The 18,346-nt window shown below is 58.5% G+C and carries 16 protein-coding genes and 3 pseudogenes; 6 read left to right on the forward strand and 13 right to left on the reverse strand.

From position 1 onward, the window contains the following. Window positions 1-65 precede the first annotated feature (65 nt). Window positions 66-194: a hypothetical protein gene (locus ACR3FE_RS11780; RefSeq protein ID WP_458207330.1), complete on the forward strand. Its 129-nt coding sequence runs from the start codon at window positions 66-68 to the stop codon at window positions 192-194. A gap of 78 nt (window positions 195-272) precedes the next feature. On the opposite strand, the gene ACR3FE_RS11785 is transcribed toward ACR3FE_RS11780, so the two are convergent. Both ACR3FE_RS11785 and ACR3FE_RS11790 read right to left on the reverse strand, forming a co-directional pair. Then, entirely contained in the window at window positions 273-785 is a 513-nt protein-coding gene (locus ACR3FE_RS11785) for a hypothetical protein (protein WP_458207331.1), read from the reverse strand. Window positions 786-1,656: 871 nt separating this feature from the next. Beyond that, window positions 1,657-3,147 carry an AAA family ATPase gene (locus tag ACR3FE_RS11790; RefSeq protein WP_458207332.1) on the reverse strand — a complete coding sequence of 497 codons (1,491 nt, stop codon included), beginning with the start codon at window positions 3,145-3,147 and terminating at the stop codon, window positions 1,657-1,659. Window positions 3,148-3,305: 158 nt separating this feature from the next. Here ACR3FE_RS11790 and ACR3FE_RS11795 point away from each other — a divergent pair, with 158 nt between their 5' ends. Further along, window positions 3,306-3,656, forward strand: a complete 351-nt coding sequence (locus ACR3FE_RS11795) for a cytochrome P450 (RefSeq protein WP_458207333.1) — start codon at window positions 3,306-3,308, stop codon at window positions 3,654-3,656. Between the two features lie 54 nt (window positions 3,657-3,710). Here the strand turns inward: ACR3FE_RS11795 and ACR3FE_RS11800 are convergent, their stop codons facing one another. The 9 genes and pseudogenes from ACR3FE_RS11800 to ACR3FE_RS11840 all read right to left on the reverse strand — a co-directional run. Continuing rightward, on the reverse strand, window positions 3,711-4,130 hold the full coding sequence (locus tag ACR3FE_RS11800) for an SRPBCC family protein (protein ID WP_458207334.1): 420 nt from the start codon (window positions 4,128-4,130) through the stop codon (window positions 3,711-3,713). After that, window positions 4,127-4,597 carry an SRPBCC domain-containing protein gene (locus ACR3FE_RS11805; RefSeq protein WP_458207335.1) on the reverse strand — a complete coding sequence of 157 codons (471 nt, stop codon included), beginning with the start codon at window positions 4,595-4,597 and terminating at the stop codon, window positions 4,127-4,129. The genes ACR3FE_RS11800 and ACR3FE_RS11805 overlap by 4 nt, the downstream gene beginning before the upstream one ends. After that, window positions 4,594-5,184 carry a dihydrofolate reductase family protein gene (locus ACR3FE_RS11810; RefSeq protein WP_458207336.1) on the reverse strand — a complete coding sequence of 197 codons (591 nt, stop codon included), beginning with the start codon at window positions 5,182-5,184 and terminating at the stop codon, window positions 4,594-4,596. The genes ACR3FE_RS11805 and ACR3FE_RS11810 overlap by 4 nt, the downstream gene beginning before the upstream one ends. Continuing rightward, window positions 5,181-5,519: an ArsR/SmtB family transcription factor gene (locus tag ACR3FE_RS11815; protein ID WP_458207337.1), complete on the reverse strand. Its 339-nt coding sequence runs from the start codon at window positions 5,517-5,519 to the stop codon at window positions 5,181-5,183. The genes ACR3FE_RS11810 and ACR3FE_RS11815 overlap by 4 nt, the downstream gene beginning before the upstream one ends. A gap of 475 nt (window positions 5,520-5,994) precedes the next feature. Further along, the gene (locus tag ACR3FE_RS11820) at window positions 5,995-6,183 is read right to left on the reverse strand and encodes a hypothetical protein (protein ID WP_458207562.1); all 189 of its coding nucleotides are present in this window, start codon (window positions 6,181-6,183) and stop codon (window positions 5,995-5,997) included. A 78-nt stretch (window positions 6,184-6,261) separates the two neighbouring features. After that, entirely contained in the window at window positions 6,262-7,230 is a 969-nt protein-coding gene (locus ACR3FE_RS11825) for a nucleoside hydrolase (protein WP_458207338.1), read from the reverse strand. 144 nt (window positions 7,231-7,374) lie between these two features. Next, window positions 7,375-8,295, reverse strand: a complete 921-nt coding sequence (locus ACR3FE_RS11830; protein WP_458207339.1) for a ribokinase — start codon at window positions 8,293-8,295, stop codon at window positions 7,375-7,377. Continuing rightward, complete coding sequence (deoC, locus tag ACR3FE_RS11835; RefSeq protein WP_458207340.1) at window positions 8,282-8,959, reverse strand: deoxyribose-phosphate aldolase; 678 nt, start codon at window positions 8,957-8,959, stop codon at window positions 8,282-8,284. The genes ACR3FE_RS11830 and deoC overlap by 14 nt, the downstream gene beginning before the upstream one ends. A gap of 935 nt (window positions 8,960-9,894) precedes the next feature. Continuing rightward, a pseudogene (locus ACR3FE_RS11840) lies at window positions 9,895-10,059 on the reverse strand (4-demethylwyosine synthase TYW1); the annotation flags it as partial. Window positions 10,060-10,234: 175 nt separating this feature from the next. On the opposite strand from ACR3FE_RS11840, the gene ACR3FE_RS11845 reads away from it, so the two are divergent. Then, a complete protein-coding gene (locus ACR3FE_RS11845; RefSeq protein ID WP_458207341.1) occupies window positions 10,235-12,169 on the forward strand; it encodes an outer membrane protein assembly factor BamB family protein in 1,935 nt (644 codons plus the stop codon). 64 nt (window positions 12,170-12,233) lie between these two features. After that, window positions 12,234-14,036: an arginine--tRNA ligase gene (gene argS / locus ACR3FE_RS11850; protein WP_458207342.1), complete on the forward strand. Its 1,803-nt coding sequence runs from the start codon at window positions 12,234-12,236 to the stop codon at window positions 14,034-14,036. A gap of 455 nt (window positions 14,037-14,491) precedes the next feature. Here argS and ACR3FE_RS11855 read toward each other — a convergent pair whose 3' ends face one another. Further along, entirely contained in the window at window positions 14,492-15,769 is a 1,278-nt protein-coding gene (locus ACR3FE_RS11855; RefSeq protein WP_458207343.1) for an AAA family ATPase, read from the reverse strand. Window positions 15,770-15,859: 90 nt separating this feature from the next. Then, a pseudogene (locus tag ACR3FE_RS11860) lies at window positions 15,860-16,078 on the reverse strand (hypothetical protein); the annotation flags it as partial. 433 nt (window positions 16,079-16,511) lie between these two features. Between ACR3FE_RS11860 and ACR3FE_RS11865 the strand changes: the two are divergent. Together ACR3FE_RS11865 and prf1 are read left to right on the forward strand one after the other, a co-directional pair. Beyond that, a pseudogene (locus ACR3FE_RS11865) lies at window positions 16,512-16,996 on the forward strand (DDE-type integrase/transposase/recombinase). 107 nt (window positions 16,997-17,103) lie between these two features. Then, window positions 17,104-18,345 carry a peptide chain release factor aRF-1 gene (gene prf1, locus ACR3FE_RS11870; RefSeq protein ID WP_458207344.1) on the forward strand — a complete coding sequence of 414 codons (1,242 nt, stop codon included), beginning with the start codon at window positions 17,104-17,106 and terminating at the stop codon, window positions 18,343-18,345. Window position 18,346: the final 1 nt, after the last annotated feature.

The raw sequence follows: 18,346 nt of genomic DNA on the forward strand, positions 1-18,346 counted from the left end.
CTAAATAGCGATTATCGATGATTTCGATAAGATGGCATTGGAACTCACAGGAGGCGATTCGGGTCGTGCCGAGACAGACTGCTGGCCACAAAGTGCTTGCGGCGCTGGACGAGCCACTGGACGTATCTCAACGTGTCGAGAAGACGTATGCTGAGACGACACCCAGTAGTTCCGCATCGACACGCCAGGATTGACGGCAATGTATCCCGCAGGGTGGTTGCGAGATTAGATAGAGACAAAATAGCCTCTGTCTCCGCGTTACTCATCGTTTACTAGCAACTCTGACTGTTTTCGAAGAACTCCCAGACTTCGTCACGAACTTCTTGGAATAGCTCTTCGGTCGTTGTTGCAGGATATCGATGTCGAATACCGAGATTTTCGAGTAATTCCTGAAATCCACTGCTCGGAACTCCGTCGGTCATATTTTCTTTATTGACGACGAGAACGGAGAGTGGTGGTCGACCTGCCTCATTTTCCAGATACCCGATTGCATCGAGAATACAGCTCATATAGCGGCGTTTGTCCGTCCCGACCTGAGCAGCGAGTTCACCATACTGTATGAGATTCTGGTTGGCCGCCGTCTGTTCGAGAATGAGGTACGTCTGTTTGACTCGATTACGGAGTAAGTCCATATTGGGGTTCCAATCGCAGGTTCGCTTGCAGTATTCATACGCATCATTGAAATTCTCTAATACCATCGGTAGTAGCATTATAGCCATAGATAATAAATTATTTTCAGATAGTCGATCTACTCTCGATTCATACTCACTTTCAGCGGTACTCAATGGATCACAGCCGCTCCGAAGATAGCAGCGTTGTTCGTGTGCGGTTCATAATCGGCTTCAAACCCCGCAAGAAGGACGGTAACCCCGAAATAGAGATTCAACTAGGACGAAACGCAGGCAATCAGAAAGAAAATGCCTCGTCAGCAGGACACACCGTGTATTCGATCTCCGCGCAGTCTTGCGATTTGATTCAGCGGACGAAGACAGGGTCATGCTCCCATAGCGGGCTACAATCGCCAGACGGCAACCGATTATGAATATTTGAGCGGTAGATATCGACCCGTATCGTCCCTCGTCGAAAGGGGGTGTGAGACGCGCAGCGCGCGTCTGTCGGTCTATTTCGATAGTTTCGGCGATTGGTCGTGGGCTGTGCTTGTGGTTCCTAGGTCTGTTTGTCGTGTTCTTAGTGGGTCTATTACCGGCGATCAAGGTCGATTATGGACGACGAGTAGTAGTCGAGAAACAGCCTAGAAGATTCATAATCGGTTCTCGTCGGCCGATTCCGAATATGAGAAAGTCCACTCTGTGAAGATGGAGGGCTACTTCGTAGTCGTACCAGACATCCGAATCAGCTTCTTCAGTCGTCATGCGGAGGATATACTGTTCTCACTGTGATCCTTATTCGGATTCAACAAGCTGAGAGTGGTGGCTTTGGGCTTGGTGACTCCGGTTTGTTCTGAGGGATCACCATGAACGACGAACGCATCCGAGCGGGCTCTGTGTTGGTTGTTGGCGTGTTCCTGCTGTGGTATCTCGACGGCGTCGTCTGTCCGGTCGGAAGCCTTCAGATTTGGTGGTATTACGTTGTTCACCGAGGCTCGCGAACATGACGTGAAACAGTTAGATGGGGACATCGGGTGGGTCCCTTCGACTAGTTACCGCCGAAGACAGAGTTCAGCTGTTCACGCCACTCGCGGAACTCCGCCAGCTCGCCCTCGATGTCTCTGATATCCGAGCGCAGGCCGTCGATCGTTTCGTCGATTTGATCGTCCGTTTCCGACATCGTCTGCGAAAGGTCGGAAACGGTGGTAGATAGCGAGCCCAACTCGCCTTCGAGTGATTTCACATCGTTGTAGTCTTCGCGGAGGCCTTCGAGTTCGTCGGCGAAGGCGGTCACTTCGTGCGTATTCGTGGCGACAAGGTCGTCCAAGTCGTCGAGCTCCGACTGGAATACGTCGAGGTCGGCGTCCAACGTCCCGATTCTGTCCTCGAAATCACCGAGTTCGCCTTCGAGGTCGGCAACACGCGCAGTTGTCCGCGCCCTTTCTTCTTTCACGCTCTCGATGTCATCATGCATCGCATCGAACGAACTACGGATGGTTTCGATCTCCGTCTGGAACTCCTCAATGATGGTTTGGGTCGTGCCATTGTCGTCGATGAACCCCTCGAGCGCCTCGGTGTACGCCGCGAGGTCGTCCACCCGCGACTGGATGTGGTGGATGCGAACGTTCGTACTCTCGGGCGAGCCGAGGGAGAGTTCCTGCTGGATGAGCTGGAGATCCGTGTCGTTCACGTCACCCGCGCGAATCTCGGCAGCGAGAGCAGCAGCGACGCTTCTGGGTCGGGACGGTGATGTGGACTGTTCGGTGGAATCGATCGTAGCATCGTCAGTTGGCGAGTCACAAGTGGTGTCGTCTGCGACCGAGACACGGTCGTCATTAGGTTCCAAAGAGACATCGTCCGATTGCGAAACAGGGTCAGTGGTGGATTTGTCGAGTGAATCATCCAGGTCCGAATCCGCCTCGGCTCCCGATTCTGAAACCGGATGCTCGATGTTGTCGTCAGTCACCGCCACGGATGGGTCTCCATCCGCGTCCCCGGCGTGATCGGGGGAAGCCGCTTCCTCGTCGTCCACCCCCGGAAGTTCGCCTTCTCCCGCGATAACGTCACGGACGACTTGACTGCCGTCTTCGGAGACGATGTCGGTGATGGTGTGTTCCTCCTTCGATTGCTCCGCCTCGCCGGCAGCGTCAGCCCGACCCGGTGTCACTACGTCGAGTTCGGGTTCGTGCAGGAATTTCCTCATATCCTGCCGATCCGTTAGACGAACCCCGTAAGCCGTCGTCACCACCTCTTCAGCTTCGATCTGACGCTCAAACTGAACACGGCGGTCATCGTGAACCGTCCAGTTTTCGCTCTCGTATTTGGAATGGAAACCGACGTCGGTCATCGGGTAATCGGGGGGGATTCGATCAGTGATCCGAACAGTCACCGCGTCATCACGTGTCGAATGGAATTCGAACCGAACCGCTTGGAACTGGGTCGAAGGCGCGTCAGAATCGTCGCTGTCGAACGATTTTTCGACAGTGACGCCGTTTTCGGAACGCGTGACGGGGTCGTTTCCGTCACTCAAATCGTTCATACGGTTCTCAACCAAGAAAGGATATAAAAAACATACGCCGACATACCCTCATCACGATATATCGTGAGTTAGACGCCAACCGATTCTACCGCTACCGTCTCGACGACGTAGAACTCACCCAGCGAATCGTCACCGAGACACGGCGCATGTATCCGCCTGTGCATACGATTCCGCGGCGGACAACGCGAGTTGTCGAGGTTGGTGGCTACCAGATTCCGGCAGATTCACACATCTTCCTCTCCCTGCTGGCCGTGCATCGTGATGAACGATTCGACGACGATCCCGAATCGTTCCGTCCCGATCGGTGGACGTCGGAGTTCGAGGACGACCTACCAGACTTTGCGTATCTACCGTTTGGTGGTGGTCGCCGGACGTGTCTCGGTGCCGGACAAAGTAGTAGAGGGCGTGCTCGCGACAGAGGAACCGAAGCATCGCGTCATCGAGCGAACCGTGAAGCTCACGGGGCAGAAACTCCGAACTACGATGAGGACAAAAAGCGGCGATTGTGAACGGGTGCCGTTTTCAGAGTTCGTTCCAGATGACTGGGCTCGTTTACTCTCTCGTCACACGTCGGCGACCACACGCTCCAGATTGTTGAGGATGCCCGCCCAGCCCTCGCTGGCGCCGTCGACCATCTGGGCGTCGGGGAGTTCGTGGGTGAGAACGACCTCGGTTCCACCGTCCGCGTCGTGGAACTCGTACGTGACGCGGTTCACGCCCTGCGGGGTTTCCTCCACGGTCACGAGGCGTTCGTGCTCGACGACCTCCTCGAACGTGCCTTCGTTGTCCATCTGGTGCTCCTCGCCCGTCCAGCGCACGGACATCTCGCCGCCGGGCACAGGGTCGAGCGCGTGTACCTCCGCCTCCATGCCTTCAGGCACGAACCACTGCGCCAGCTCGTCGGGGTCCGTGAATGCCCGCCACACGCGCTCGCGGGGCGCGTCGAAGGTTCGCCGGACGGTCAGCTGGTTATCGTCGCTCATTCGTCGGCCTCCAACAGTGCTGCCAGGTTCGCGAGGGAGTTGTTCCACCCCTCGTTGGCGTCCTCGGGCGGGATGGCCGCTGGAATGTGCTCTTGGTGGACGGTGACCTCAGTTCCTTCGGGCATCGCCTCGAAAGTGACCGTCACCGTCATCTCGCCGGCCATCGCCGGATCGTCGGTCTCGAACGCGTCCGTCTGGACGATGCGCTCGCCGGGTTCGAGCACCACATAGGTGCCTCCGAAGGAGTGGTCGTAGTCGGCGAGTTCCTCGGTCTCGCCAGTGAACGTGATCCGATACGTCCCACCCTCCTCGGGTTCCAGATGGTGAACTTCCGCGCTGAAGCCGGTCGGCGGGAGCCACTGGGCGAGTTCGTCGGAATCGAGGAACGCCTCGTAGACTCGCTCGGGCGGTGCCTCGATCACGCGACTCACTGTGATGCTCCGTTCCGGTTCGGCGTCGTCGCTCATTCGTCGTCCACCTCCTCGGACGGCTCGTAGGTGAGCACGACGACGCCCGAACTGAACGCCTCCGTGTCGACGAGGTTCATCGTCGTCGGCGCAGTCGCACCCTCGAAGAGACGCTTGCCGCTCCCCTGGACGATGGGATGAACCATCAGGCGGTACTCGTCGACGAGGTCGTGTTCCACCAGCGTGTCCACCAGTTCACCGCTGCCGTTGACGAGGATGTCCTGTCCATCCTCCTGTTTCAGCGCGGCGACCGCCTCGGCGACATCACCGTCGATTATCGTGGAGTTGTTCCACTCGGCCTCCGCGAGGCTCGTCGAGACGACGTACTTCGGGAGGCTGTTCATTCGGTCGGCAAAGCCCGTCTCGTCCGTCCGGTCGGGCCAAGCGTCCGCGAACGATTCGTAGGTCGTCCGGCCCAGCAGAAGTGCGCCCGACCCGAACAGTTCGTCGTGTTTGTACTCTTGTTGCTCCTCGCTGAAGAACGCAAACGACCACTCCTCCGGTGCTTCCACGACGCCGTCGAGCGTCAGAAATTCCGAAACGATCAGGTTTCGCTGGGGCGATGCGGTGTTGGTATTGACGGTCATTCTTTATCTTCCTCCAAGTGGGTGGCCAACGCATCAAATCGGTCTTCCCAGAAGACGCGATACCGGGTAAGCCATCCAAATGCGGCGCTTAGCGGTGCGGCGTTTAGGTGGCAGCGCCGAACTCGACCGTCTTTCCTGATATCGATCAGACCGGCGTCCTCGAGCACGTGGAGGTGCTTGGAGACGGCGGCTAAGGAAACGTCGTGCGGTTCAGCCAGTTCGCTGACGCTCTCCGGCCCGTCGGCCACCTGTTCGATGATGGCCCGACGGATGGGGTGTGCCAGCGCCTGAAAGACCACGTCGAGATCGAAGTCGTCCGGCAGTCGTTCAACCATCCGGTTGAATGAACATCGGGCGAATACTTAACTCTTTGGTTGAACGTTGTCAACGGGTCGTCTACCGGCCATTTACGGCCATGGCAACCTGTTCACGAAAGTCGCTACGGTAGCGGTGACGGTACCCAGTGGCGATGACGCGCGAGACCGGGCGGGTGTTTAAACGGCTTATCGAAGTATCTGAAACGGGACAAACCTGAGCACAGTCGCCGACTCGTTCACGACTGGGATTACTCCCACGACCGAAGGATCGCCAAAGAGCGACAGAGGCGATACCTCGACGGGACACTCAGAACCGCGATGCGCGATTCGAATCCAGCGGGCAACCCTCGCGGTATGGTCGCGAGAACACTTCACATTTCCACCGGAAATGAGTCGCACGTCCGTCTGACGACTATGACTACGTGGGTTAGGTTGCCGTCCGTACTGCGTCGTCATGAACCATCAGTACCGTCAAATAGGTAGGACCGTCAAACTAAACGAGAGACGCTCCGCTTCGATCGCCTGCTTCGTCTTCGTCGAGTGCAGTCGGATGTTCGTGATCCTGTGATGGCGGTTTCGACAATCTCTCGTTGGCCGTCCACCCGCAGGTCTGGGCGGCTGTGTGGCTCTCGTGGTGGTCGTTCGGGGAGTCTACCTGGTTCGGACCGTCCGAATCGCTCATTGGAGGGAGAATGGCATTCGAGGGTAAAACGTTCTTTCCGCTTTGGTCACCGTTTCATCGGTTTCCGGTAGTCGTGTTTTAGAGCGATGCCTCGGGCGCACTCTCGAACAACAAATCCTCGAACAGCTGTCGGAATCGCTCGTTGTCGAAGGATTCGATGACGGTCGTTCGAGCCACCCCATCGGTGACGTCGTTCTCATCGACCGAAAGATACCCGCGAGTCAGTCCTTCGCGTTCGTCGACATCGGTAGAGTACGTCCCTGTCTCCTCGATGAGCGACGGTTCGATGAGCCCTGCGACCAGGCCTGCATCCGGTTGTGTCGTCACGTCCTCGCCAAGTGCCTCTCTGTTGAACGCTCGCACAGCGTCGGTGATCTCCGTGAAGAACGCGGAGAGCTCTGTCTCGGGACGGCCGGCGAAGTCGGCGAGCGTTTCGGCGTCGAATGCGGTATCGCGGACGGTGACACCCCAGTCGAAGAGTGTCACATCGAGTTCCCGGAGTGCGATCTTCGCCGCGTCAGGATCGACCCAGAAATTGAACTCGGCGGCGGGCGTGACATTACCGAGGCAGTTGACGTTACCACCCATCACCCACACTTCGTCGAGCAACTCGTTCAGATTCGGCTCTTTCTGCAGGGCGAGTGCGACGTTCGTGAGCGGGGCGATACAGACGAGCGTCAACTCACCTGGATTCTCTCGTGCCTGCTCGACGATGTAATCGGCCCCGTGAGTCTCTCCGGAAGGAATACCGGTATCCGGAAACAGGTTGCCACCGAGACCACCTTCGCCGTGGACGTAACTGGCGAACTCGTGAGATTTCACCAGCGGTTCCCGGGCACCCTCGTAGACAGTGACATCGTCTGCGAGACCTGCCAACTCGAGCGTGTACTTGGCATTCTCCACCATGTACTCGAACTCGACGTTGCCAGCACAGATGGTGACGCCCTCGATGTCGAGCCGGTCGGATGTCGCTGCGAGCAAGAGTGCTTGCGTATCGTCACCAGCAGTGTCGGTGTCGATGATAACCCGACGAGATTCCTCAGGCATACCAAACCGTATGGAAAGTCCCGGCAAATAGGTACTGACCGCGGTTCGGGGATTCATGAACGACCATAGTTCACCCGTCCTTGGGACGTTCGCTGGTGAAATCCACTCCACCACAGGCGAGGATTCCACGACGTGGAGGAACCCTCAAAGCGTCTCGACTGCCTCTCGATCTGGGAGTGCTGGAACGACTTCGTAGGTAGTACACGCGAGTCCGCCAGCGCGACACCCAAAGCGAGCCGCGTCAACGAGGGACGCTCCTTCGCCGCGAGCGACAGCGAACCCGGCGTTGAACGCGTCACCTGCGCCCGTCGTGTCGACGACATCGACGTCGACTGGTGGCACGCGCCTCGTCATCTCGGCTGTCGCGACGAGCGCACCGTCACCGCCGAGTGTGAGCACCACGGCATCAGGCCCCATCTCGAGCAAATTCTCGGCCAGAACCACCGCATCGAGGTCGGCGTCTGGTGGATGCCCCGCAAGCATGAGTGCTTCCGCTCTGTTGGGAGTGAGGACATCGACGTTCGCAAGGACATCTGCAGGCACCTCGCGTGCCGGTGCTGGATTCAGGATGAACTCTGTCTCATTTGCGGCGGCGATTTCGCCCGCTGCGGCAACGGGCTCGTCGGTGGTTTCCAATTGGCAGAGGAGCACGTCTGCCGTGGTGATCGCCGCCGCCGAATTCTCCACCGTGTCGCGGTCGAGATGTGAGTTCGCACCGGGGGCAACCACGATGGCGTTCTCACCGTCTTCGTTGACGATGACGATACCCACGCCGGTATGTGCGTCCTCGATGTGGGAAACAGCAGCGTCGACGCCTTCGGCCGCCCAGAGCGAGACTGCATCGTCGGCAAAGCGGTCGGAACCGACGCAGCCGACGAACGACGCGGCCGCACCGAGGCGGGCGGCCGCCACCGCTTGATTCGAGCCTTTCCCACCGACACCCTCCACGAAATCGCTTCCGAGTACCGTCTCGCCGGGAACCGGGATGTAGGGCGTCGATACCGTCAGTCCGTGATTGTACGAGCCCACGACCATGACGCGGGCGTTCGTGTTAGTATCCGTCATCGCCTTCACTTCCCGTAACGATCTCGACGCCGCTTGAGGCACCGAGGAGATCTGCACCAGCATCCAGAAGGTCACGGGCCTGGGCTGCCGTCTTGATGCCGCCACTCGCTTTCACGCCGACATCGTCGGGCGTGCGTTCGGCGATGAATGTGATGTCCTCGACAGTTGCCTGCCCGCCAGCACCGAACCCACTCGAGTTCTTCAGGTAGTCGAACCCCGCATCGACGGCGTATTCGATTTCACGGGCGGCCTCATCGGCAGTGAGCCCGCCGAGTTCCAACATGAGTTTGATGGTCGCATCGCCGGATGCCTCGACCAGCATATCCAGTTCGCGACGAAATTCCTCATCTTTGCCGGATTTAAGAAAGCCGATATTCGCCATCACGTCGAGTTCATCGGCACCCGCTGCAATCGCATCGCGAATCCCCGTTGCCTTCGTGAGCGGTGAGTCGCCGCCCAAGGGATAGCCAAGCGCCGTACAGACCGACACGTCGGTGCCAGCCAGTCGATCTGCCGCCAGTGGAACCCAACATGGCTGCACCATCGCACCATCGAATCCGTACTCGAGACACGCATCGAGGACGTCGAGGATGCGATCACGGTCTGCAGTTGGCCCGACTTCGGTGTGCTGGATACGACCTGCCAGTTCGGAATCGTGACCCATGCGCGTAGTCCCGAGTCACACCGTAAAAAAGGTCGCCCGTACGATAGCTGGGAGGAGTCGACAGCAAACGCTCCGACCATATCCAACAGACGAATTCGAATCCATCGATGACGGTCAGAGACGGATGATGGGTGTGTGGAGTACAATTTGTCACCAACCCACCGCGACGAGGGTGTATAACGAGTGCAAAATTCGGCGCAATCCTCTACTCGTTCGTACGACGGAAGCAGTGAGAAAGCCCGCGACTTCAGTTGTGGGTAGGTCACGAGCGCAGGACACATAGAGAAATCCGCGCAACGAATCGATGAGCATGTGCCTCCCGAGAGCTACGTGATCCTCTGCCAATTCACAATCGGCTCAACCACCCGCAAGGAAGGGAGAAACAAAGCAATAGGGAATGACTGTGAAGACGAAGAATGGAGTATGCGCGTAGCGTTCTACAATCGAATATCGTGGAGAGATGCCTCCTCTCCCGAGATTCCCGTGCGAGTCGATAGCTGGCAAGCAGACAGTCGGACTGGCGTGATTCTGAGAGACGCCTACGAACCCAAAAACCGCAAGACAGAATCCGTGTGTGAACGACCGATCGGCGAACCAATCCAGACGCATCCCATCGTTCTGCGGGATACTCCGCACGCAATCTACTGCTTTAGCCACTCACCCCGTCGTTTTCGCGCCTTTCCGAGAATCCGCTCTGATAGTCATCCCAGTCTAGACAGTCTCCACAATCACCCTGTACCCGATAACAGAACTCTTCTTCCGGGAGAAAACACCGACTGTGAAACTCCGTGAATCATGCACCGACTTCGAGCACGTCAATAGAGGACAGCGGAACCATCTGACCGTATGTGAAAACGGGGAGTTCGCGGAGAGCAGAGATTGTATGCCGAGCGAATCTGTACCTAACTAGCGTGACGCAGTGTAGTCAAACGCTATTTTCCCTCACCCAGAAGTGCGTTGGCCGTCCAGCCGCACGTCTGGGCGGCCGTGTGGTTCTCGTAATGGTAGTTCGGGGAGTCTACCTGTTTGGGGCCGTCATCAGAACCCTTCGAGTTCTGATTGCTCGTCGAGGTCTTCTCGACGGTGTCCGATTCGCTCATTGGCAGGACAAATGCAGTCCAGATCTAAAACGTTCTTTCCTCGGCGTGCCTCACATCACACCACGACTCTGACGCTCTCCCTTCGAACCCACGGAGCAATTCATGCGAACACCTATTGAGTATCGAGAATATCATTCGAGAAATGAGCGGCTGGTCGCCGACCAGACGGGGTTTCATGCGAAGTGCCGGAGCGAGTGTTCCTCTCTGGAGTCTGCCGAACCCGGCTCGCACGTTCGCGCCCAGTCCGACGACGTCGTGGACGTTCGACACCGGCGACGAGCCAGCAAAGATCTCGAAGATCGTCAGTGGAATGCTGTACGCTCGAACCGATAGCACTGTCCACGCACTCTCGGCCTTCGGAGACGAGCAGTGGCGATACGATGCAGAACCGGAACAACTGACCAAACCAAGAGAACTGGGCGTGTTTCCCACCTACGATACTGCGTACATCCAGGACGGTGGCACGGTCTCCGCACTCTCACGAACCGATGGGAGCGAACGATGGCGGTACGAAGGCGGTCAATTTCCCACGGTCGAACTCGTGACGGCACGCGACGCTATCGTTCAGGACGACGGAATCGTCGCACTGGCACGAACCGACGGGAGCGAGCGATGGCGGTTCAATACATCCGGAGGAGTGTGGCGCAGCCCCTACTACGATGGCAACCGCCTCTACGTCGGAACGATTCACGGAAGACTGTACGCACTCTCCGCAGAGACTGGAACGGTGGACTGGAAGACAGAATTTCCCGCTCCGTCGAACATCTATCCGATCGAAGGTGCAGCAGACGCGCTCTTCGTGTGGAACTCGAATGACGGAGTGCTCCATGTGTTCTCAACCCGTGACGGAGCAAAACGATGGGAGTACGAGACGGACGACGACGATTCGTTCTCGTTTCCCGGTACGATATACGGCGACACGGTCTATCTCGTAGATGGTCGATTCGTCCGGACACTGTCGGCAACAGAGGGGAAAGAACGCTGGCGAGTGGACATCGGCACGAACCCGAACTGGCGACCGCATGTCGTCGGCGACACCGTTTTCATCTCCAAATCCGGGAGTGTGACTGCGCTTTCGACGCGAGACGGAAACCGACGCTGGCAATTTTCCGTCGATAGCGAGAAAACGCCGTTCGTGGCCGGTGTCGGAGACGACAGAGTAATCGTCCACAGCAGGAAGGGAGCGACGTACTCGCTCTCGCCGACCGATGGCGAAGTTCACTGGCGATTCGAACATCCGACTGGACTCACCTGGCTCCCGAGGATGGCCGACGGGACGGTGTTCCTGAGCACTGCGGATGGAACCGTCTACGCACTTTCCGACCCCGATTCGACGCCAGTCTACGACGCCGTCCGAACCGTCACCTCCCCCGTCGGACTACTGACAGGCGGTCTTCTCGGCGGGGCGATCTTCGCCGGAGCGTATCGTCGCTACCGCAAGCACGACAGGAATTGCGGTGGCGAACCCGAAACCGGCGACGTTCCGACGTGGAACGGCTACGAACTCCACGATCGAATCGACGACGAAACGCACCTCGCTCGCACATCCGATGGTGAAACGGTCTTGCTCCGACGATTCAACGACCCACCGGAGTCCTTCGAAACAGATGCGCAGGCGTGGAACGAACTCGATTTCGATGGCGTCCAGCGAGTTCACGACTGGGGAACTGACCCCGAACCGTGGCTGGCACTGGAGCACGTCGATGGGCGACCACTCGCAGAATCGGAGGATCCACGGGACAGAAGCGAAGCGGTCGAGATCGTCTCGTCGGTCGCCGAGACGCTCCACCGAGCGCGCAGGCGGGGGGTCGTCCACGAGAATCCGAGGCCGGAGTATATTCTGCTAGGAGACGAGAGAGTGGTCGTCACGGGATGGTGGCACGCCGAGTCGGAACGAAGTACCGAAGACGACGTGTACGACCTCGGGCTGCTCGCGGTGGAACTCCTGACGGGTGACAGGACGGTCGAAGCCACCGAGAGCATCGAATCGGCGTCCGGCGACCTCGGCGACGTGCTCCGAACAGCGACCGCGTCGAATCCGAGCGACCGGTACGACTCCGCACTCGCGTTCCACGGCATGCTCCGGTGGGCCGCCTTCCACGGCGAGTAGAGTTCCACTGGGGGTCGTCTCCCAGACAGAAACCCATTTACTGGGCCACCCGGAATGGACGGGTATGTTCCTACGCTTCAGGGAGGAAGTCGAGGACGCCCTTCACGAGGCGCTCTCTTCCCTCGACCTCCCGACCGAAGACCTCGGAATCGAGACGCCCCCGGAGGGCGTGGACGCCGTACTCGCCTCCAGCGCGGCGTTCCGACTCGCCGGGGAGGTGGGCGCACCCCCACCGAAAGTCGCAGGCGATATCGCAGACGAGATCGACGTGAGTGGGTACGACCACGTTTCCGCCGCGATCGCACAGGGGCCGTACGTCAACTTCCTGCCGAGCGATGCCTACTACGACGAGACGGTCGAGTCGGCACAGGACGAAGGGTACGGTCGCCTCGACCCGACCGGCGAGCGCGTCGTGGTCGAACACACCAGCGCGAACCCGACCGGGCCGATCCACGTCGGGCGTGCGCGCAACCCAATCACGGGCGACGCCATCGCACGGATCATGGATTTCGCGGGCCACGACGTCGACCGCCACTACTACGTCAACGACGCGGGTCGCCAGATGGCCGTGTTCACGTGGGCCTACGAGACGTTCGACGAGGACGACCTCCCGGCTCCGGAGCGCGAACGCGCCGACTACGACCTCGTGCGCTACTACCGCAGAGGGAACGCCTACCTCGAAGCAGCCGACCCGGAAGACGTAGAAGAGGCCGAGACCGAGATCCAGGCCATCCTGCAAGGGCTGGAAGACGGCGACGAAGCGACCTACGAGCGCGTCGGCGAAGTGGTCGATACCGTCCTCTCCGGAATGCGCGTCACGTTAGACCGCCTTCCCGCCGAGTTCGACGAGTTCGTCAAGGAGACCCGGTTCATGCGCGACGGAAGCACCGACGACGTGGTCTCCCGTCTGAAGGAGACGGAGTACGCAGTGTACGAGGACGACGCGTGGCAACTCGACCTCTCGGAGTTCGGTATCGAGAAGAAGCTGGTCTTCCTGCGCTCGGACGACACAAGCCTCTACACGACCCGCGATCTGGCCCACCACGAGTGGAAGTTCGACAACTACGACCGCGCCGTGACGGTCATCGGCGAAGACCACAAACTCCAGGGCGAACAACTCGCGCAGGCACTGGAGATCCTCGGCAACGACACCGACCAGTTGACCACGTTCCACTACTCGTGGGTCAACCTCCCCGAAGGCGGTATGAGCACCCGTGCAGGGACGGGTGTCGACATGGACGACCTGCTGGACGAGGCCGAAAAGCGCGCCCGTGAGGAGGTCGAAACGCGCATGGACGACCGCATCCGCGACGACGACCTCTCGGGGGCAGACATCGACCGCATCGCTCGCCAGGTCGGTATCGGCGCGGTGCGCTACGACATCATCTCGAAGCAGCCCACGAAGACCATCACGTTCGAGTGGGATCGCGCACTCGACTTCGAGGCCCAGAGCGCCCCCTACGTCCAGTACGTCCACGCGCGCTGTTGTGGTATCATCGAGGAAGCGGGCGAGGTGCTACGCACCTCGGAAACAGCGAGCGGTGACGAGTCGCGAGCAAGCGGCGTCGTCCCCACAGACATCGACCCGTCGCTCCTCGATACCGAGGAAGAACGCGAACTCATCGAGGTCATCGCACAGTTCCCCCACGTCATCGAAGAGGCCGCAGACGACCTCGAACCCCACGCTGTCGCCACCTACACCCGCCAGTTCGCGGAGACGTTCAACACGTTCTACCGCGAGTGCCCTGTCCTCACCGCAGAGGACGATAACCTGCGTGATGCCCGCCTCGCACTCGTCGCTGCATCGAAACACACCATCGCAAACGCACTGAACGTCATCGGCATCGAAGCACCCGAGTCGATGTGAACGAACCCCGGTGATGCGAGCATATCACCACTGACGAACAGTATAGCACCCGCACCGAAACCAAGTGTGTACGAACAGAACATTACTCGCCGCGTGGCGGGATGTCGACCATCCAGTAGTCCATGCCCGTCACGACTCACGGGGAGAAAATCGCTACTCAGAGGCGCTAGGGGCGGGTTTGCGTTGCTTTCCGAAACCGGAGGGCGAAGACGTGCGCGACGCTTGCCTGGCACTCATGGCTGCCGCAAAACAGAACGCGCTAGGCGTCATCAGTATCGAAACACCCGGGTCGGTGTGAACGAATCTCAGTGCCGCGAACACGTTGCCGCTGGCGTATACAATCGTGACCAGTAGAAACAGAACAGTCCATCAAAACGGAACCAAAGGGGAAACCGAACCAACTTCCGCCACGTCCATGTTGGTAGACCGTGTCCAGATACGTTACTCTGTCAACGTTATTTGAACCGGGATTTGAACCGATCGAGCAAATTGTTTCTTTTCTCGTCGTCCTCGTCTTGAAACAGAGCAGTAGATACTGGTGAACGTCTGGCAATAGCGTCATCCTCGCTATCGTCGTCATCCTCGCTATCGTCGTCATCCTCGCTATCGTCGTCATCCTCGCTATCGTCGTCATCCTCGCTATCGTCGTCATCCTCGCTATCGTCGTCATCCTCGCTATCGTCGTCATCCTCGCTATCGTCATCATCCTCGCTATCGTCGTCATCCTGACGATTTCGGACATATATGTAATCCGTGAGTGTTTCGGACATCCCCTCATCCACGTCGGCAGCAGCTGAGGGAGCATTCCGCGTGTTAGCGTCGGATTTCGCCTGTTCCGATTCCGAGTCATCTCTCACCTGTTCGGACGATGATGATGAACTGGACTCGTCGGAAGTTTCAGGCGTGTCGGTCGTGTCAGTAAGAATGTTGGACAGTTCACGATACGCGTTTGCAGCAGGGGAGTTCGATGCGAACACAGCCACGGCCAACGGTTTACCCGCATCGATTGACGTGGAAACCGCCTCATCGTCGGGAACCACGGTGAGAACGTCTATGTCAAATCTCCTCTGCAAGTCGTCGACGTTCATCCAACCGTTATCTCGTTGGACAAGCACCGTGCCACGAACGGTTCCATCAACGCGAGCTATGAGTTCCGCCGTTTTGGAGGTGTCGCGTACCGCGGCGAAATCCGGTGTGGTGACGAGGAGAATTTCGTCTGCAAGCGAGAGGGGAAGCATGGTGTCGTAGCTGACACCAGCACCCGTATCCAACACGATGTACTCGTACTCATCGCGGAGTTGGACGACGACGTTTTGTAAGTTCGCCGTCTTCGACTGGGCGAACGCGTGAATATCAGTACTACTGGGTAGCACGTCAATGGAACCTGACGCTTCGTACACCGCATCTTCGACGCTCGCGTCGTCCGCGAGCACCTCGTGGAGGGTCGGCCCGTCAACATCGCAATCGAGATAGCTATCGACATTCCCCATCCCAAGATCTGCGTCGACAATGATTACCTCGTGCCCTGCCGCCGCGAGCATCGCCCCGAGGTTGATTGCGGTCACCGTCTTTCCTACACCTCCTTTCCCACATGCAACCGCGTATACTGTCCCCGGCATTGGTGATATGACCAAAATGAATAAATGCATGATTATAAATCCTAGGGTTAGGGCCGGAATTTCGCAATATGACAAAGTAGAGGCTGAAATGTTGAAATATGTCAAAATAACCATGGTCTTTGAAGGGCGGTGGCTTCATAAGTGATGGTACGACTCATTCGTAAGGCGACGTATTAACGAACCGGATATCGACGTGCTGATGGACTAAGCGACTGTTCGGTGTCGTGTTGAGTCGGGTATAGTGCCGAACCAGGGCGTCGCATAGTGAGCTATCCCGCCCCACGCGCTTCGCGCGTTGAGGACGGGGCTTCCTGCTTCCAAAACGCGCTTTGCAGATACGGACGTATCCACGGCGAGCGCAGTCTCCACAGGCATTGAATCAGGGTGAACCACTCCTACGTTCTTGAGACCACGGGAGAGATTGTACTTGCTTTGCTCGTCGATGACCGGCAAAGACGTGCCCTCTCGCTTGGAGAAACCATCATCGAATATCTCGCTTTCAGCCTGAACGACCATCTGCTCGTCCGCGATGTGGTCGTAGACTAACATCCGCCAACCTGACCCCTTCAACGTTCTTCGCTGCCACGGAGAAATCCTGCTTGAATCCCTCGCAGGACCCGAAATGCTCGTCGATAGCGGCGGCGAGTTTACTTTCGGTTTCCGCCCCCGTCCCGCGACATACTCTTCCAGCACACGGAGTGATCGTGACCCGATAGAGTGAACGAAAGGTCGCGCGACCGAATCAGGCACTCGACAACTGCACTCCTGCCGAAAAAGTGATGAACCGATGACTAGACACCACCGATAAAATGGCACTGTCTAGTCAAAGAGCGAACTGTTCTTGGAGACGGATGCTATGGCCGCCCAAGAACCATTCACTGTCTCTCGGGAACCGAATCCGCTTGAATGCTGGGACGACGAGAGCACCGCGAGCGCCCTCAGAGCGCTCGCGGTGCGGCTTCACTCGACAGGTATCTCACTTCGTGAGACGGCCGCCGCGCTCGAGCAGTTCGGTGTGATTCGGTCACATCAGGCGGTGTTCCAGTGGGTTCACCGTATTACGGAGACCGCCCCGGACCCGCCGACGGCGGCCATCGCGGGTCGCGGTTGACGAAACAGCGGTGAAGATCGGCACCAAGCAGCACTGGCTGTACGCCGCGATCGATGTTGAGACGAAACTGCTGCTCGATGCGGTCGTTTCTGAACAGCGGGGAACGGACCCAGCCGCCGCGTTTCTCGGCCAGGCGCTGGCTCGCCGCCTTCGTTTACTACTATAATTTCCAGCGACCGAATCAAGCGCTCGACAACCGCACGCCTGTCGAGGAGGTGCAGAATCGTTGACTAGACAGTGCCGATAAAATAGAATTATACGATCTAGAACAGATTTGTCAGAAAGTACGATTGGAGGTCAAAGGTTACTTACCCACTGGGGCGGCTAGATGAGTGTAATGAGCCAGCAGGAGGGCGAACAGTCCGACAGGAAGCGATACGAGTTCCAGAAGGTCATCGAAGACCTCCGGGAGTACGAAGGCTCTGGGACACAACTCGTCACTATCTACATCCCGCCGGACAAGCAGATCAGCGACGTGGTCGCACACGTCACGCAGGAGCACAGCGAAGCGAGCAACATCAAATCGAAACAGACGCGAACCAACGTCCAGGACGCACTGACGTCCATCAAAGACCGCCTGCGCTACTACGACACCTTCCCGCCGGACAACGGGATCGTCATCTTCAGCGGCGCGATCAACTCCGGCGGCGGGCAGACCGACATGGTCACCAAGGTGCTCGAAGACCCACCGGAGCCGATCCAGTCGTTCCGCTACCACTGTGACTCGGAGTTCCTCACGGAGCCGCTGGAGGAGATGCTCGGCGACAAGGGCCTGTACGGTCTCATCGTTCTCGACCGACGCGAAGCCAACGTCGGGTGGCTGAAGGGCAAGCGCGTCGAACCCGTCAAATCCGCCTCGTCGCTCGTGCCGGGCAAGCAGCGCAAAGGTGGGCAGTCCGCCCAGCGTTTCCACCGGCTGCGTCTCGAAGCCATCGACAACTTCTATCAGGAAGTCGCGGAGATGGCGGACGACCTGTTCGTCCCGAAACGCCACGACTTAGATGGCGTGCTCGTCGGTGGTCCCTCACCGACCAAAGACGAGTTCATGGACGGTAGCTACCTCCACCACGAGATCGACGACAAGGTGCTCGGCAAGTTCGACATCTCCTACACTGACGAGTCCGGTCTCTACGACCTCGTGGATGCCGCGTCGGACGCGCTGGCCGACGCCGAGGTGATGAAGGACAAGAACGAGATGGAGACGTTCTTCAAAGAACTTCACGAGGGCGACCTCGCCACCTACGGGTTCGAGCCGACGCGCAAGAATCTCGTGATGGGTTCGGTCGACCGCCTGCTCCTCTCCGAAGACCTCCGCCGCGACGTGATCGTCTACGACTGCGGCGACAAAGAGGAGTACGAGTTCGTCGACCGCCGGAAGAACACGCCCGAACACACCTGCGAAGACGGCTCGGAAGCCGAGATGGTCGAACGCGAGGACGCCATCGAATACCTGATGACCATCGCCGAACAGCGCGGCACGGAGACGAAGTTCATCAGCACCGACTTCGAGAAAGGCGAGCAACTGATGAACGCCTTCGGCGGCGTCGCTGGCATCCTGCGGTATTCGACCGGCGTGTAAG

It is taken from the genome of Haladaptatus rarus (assembly GCF_054177585.1).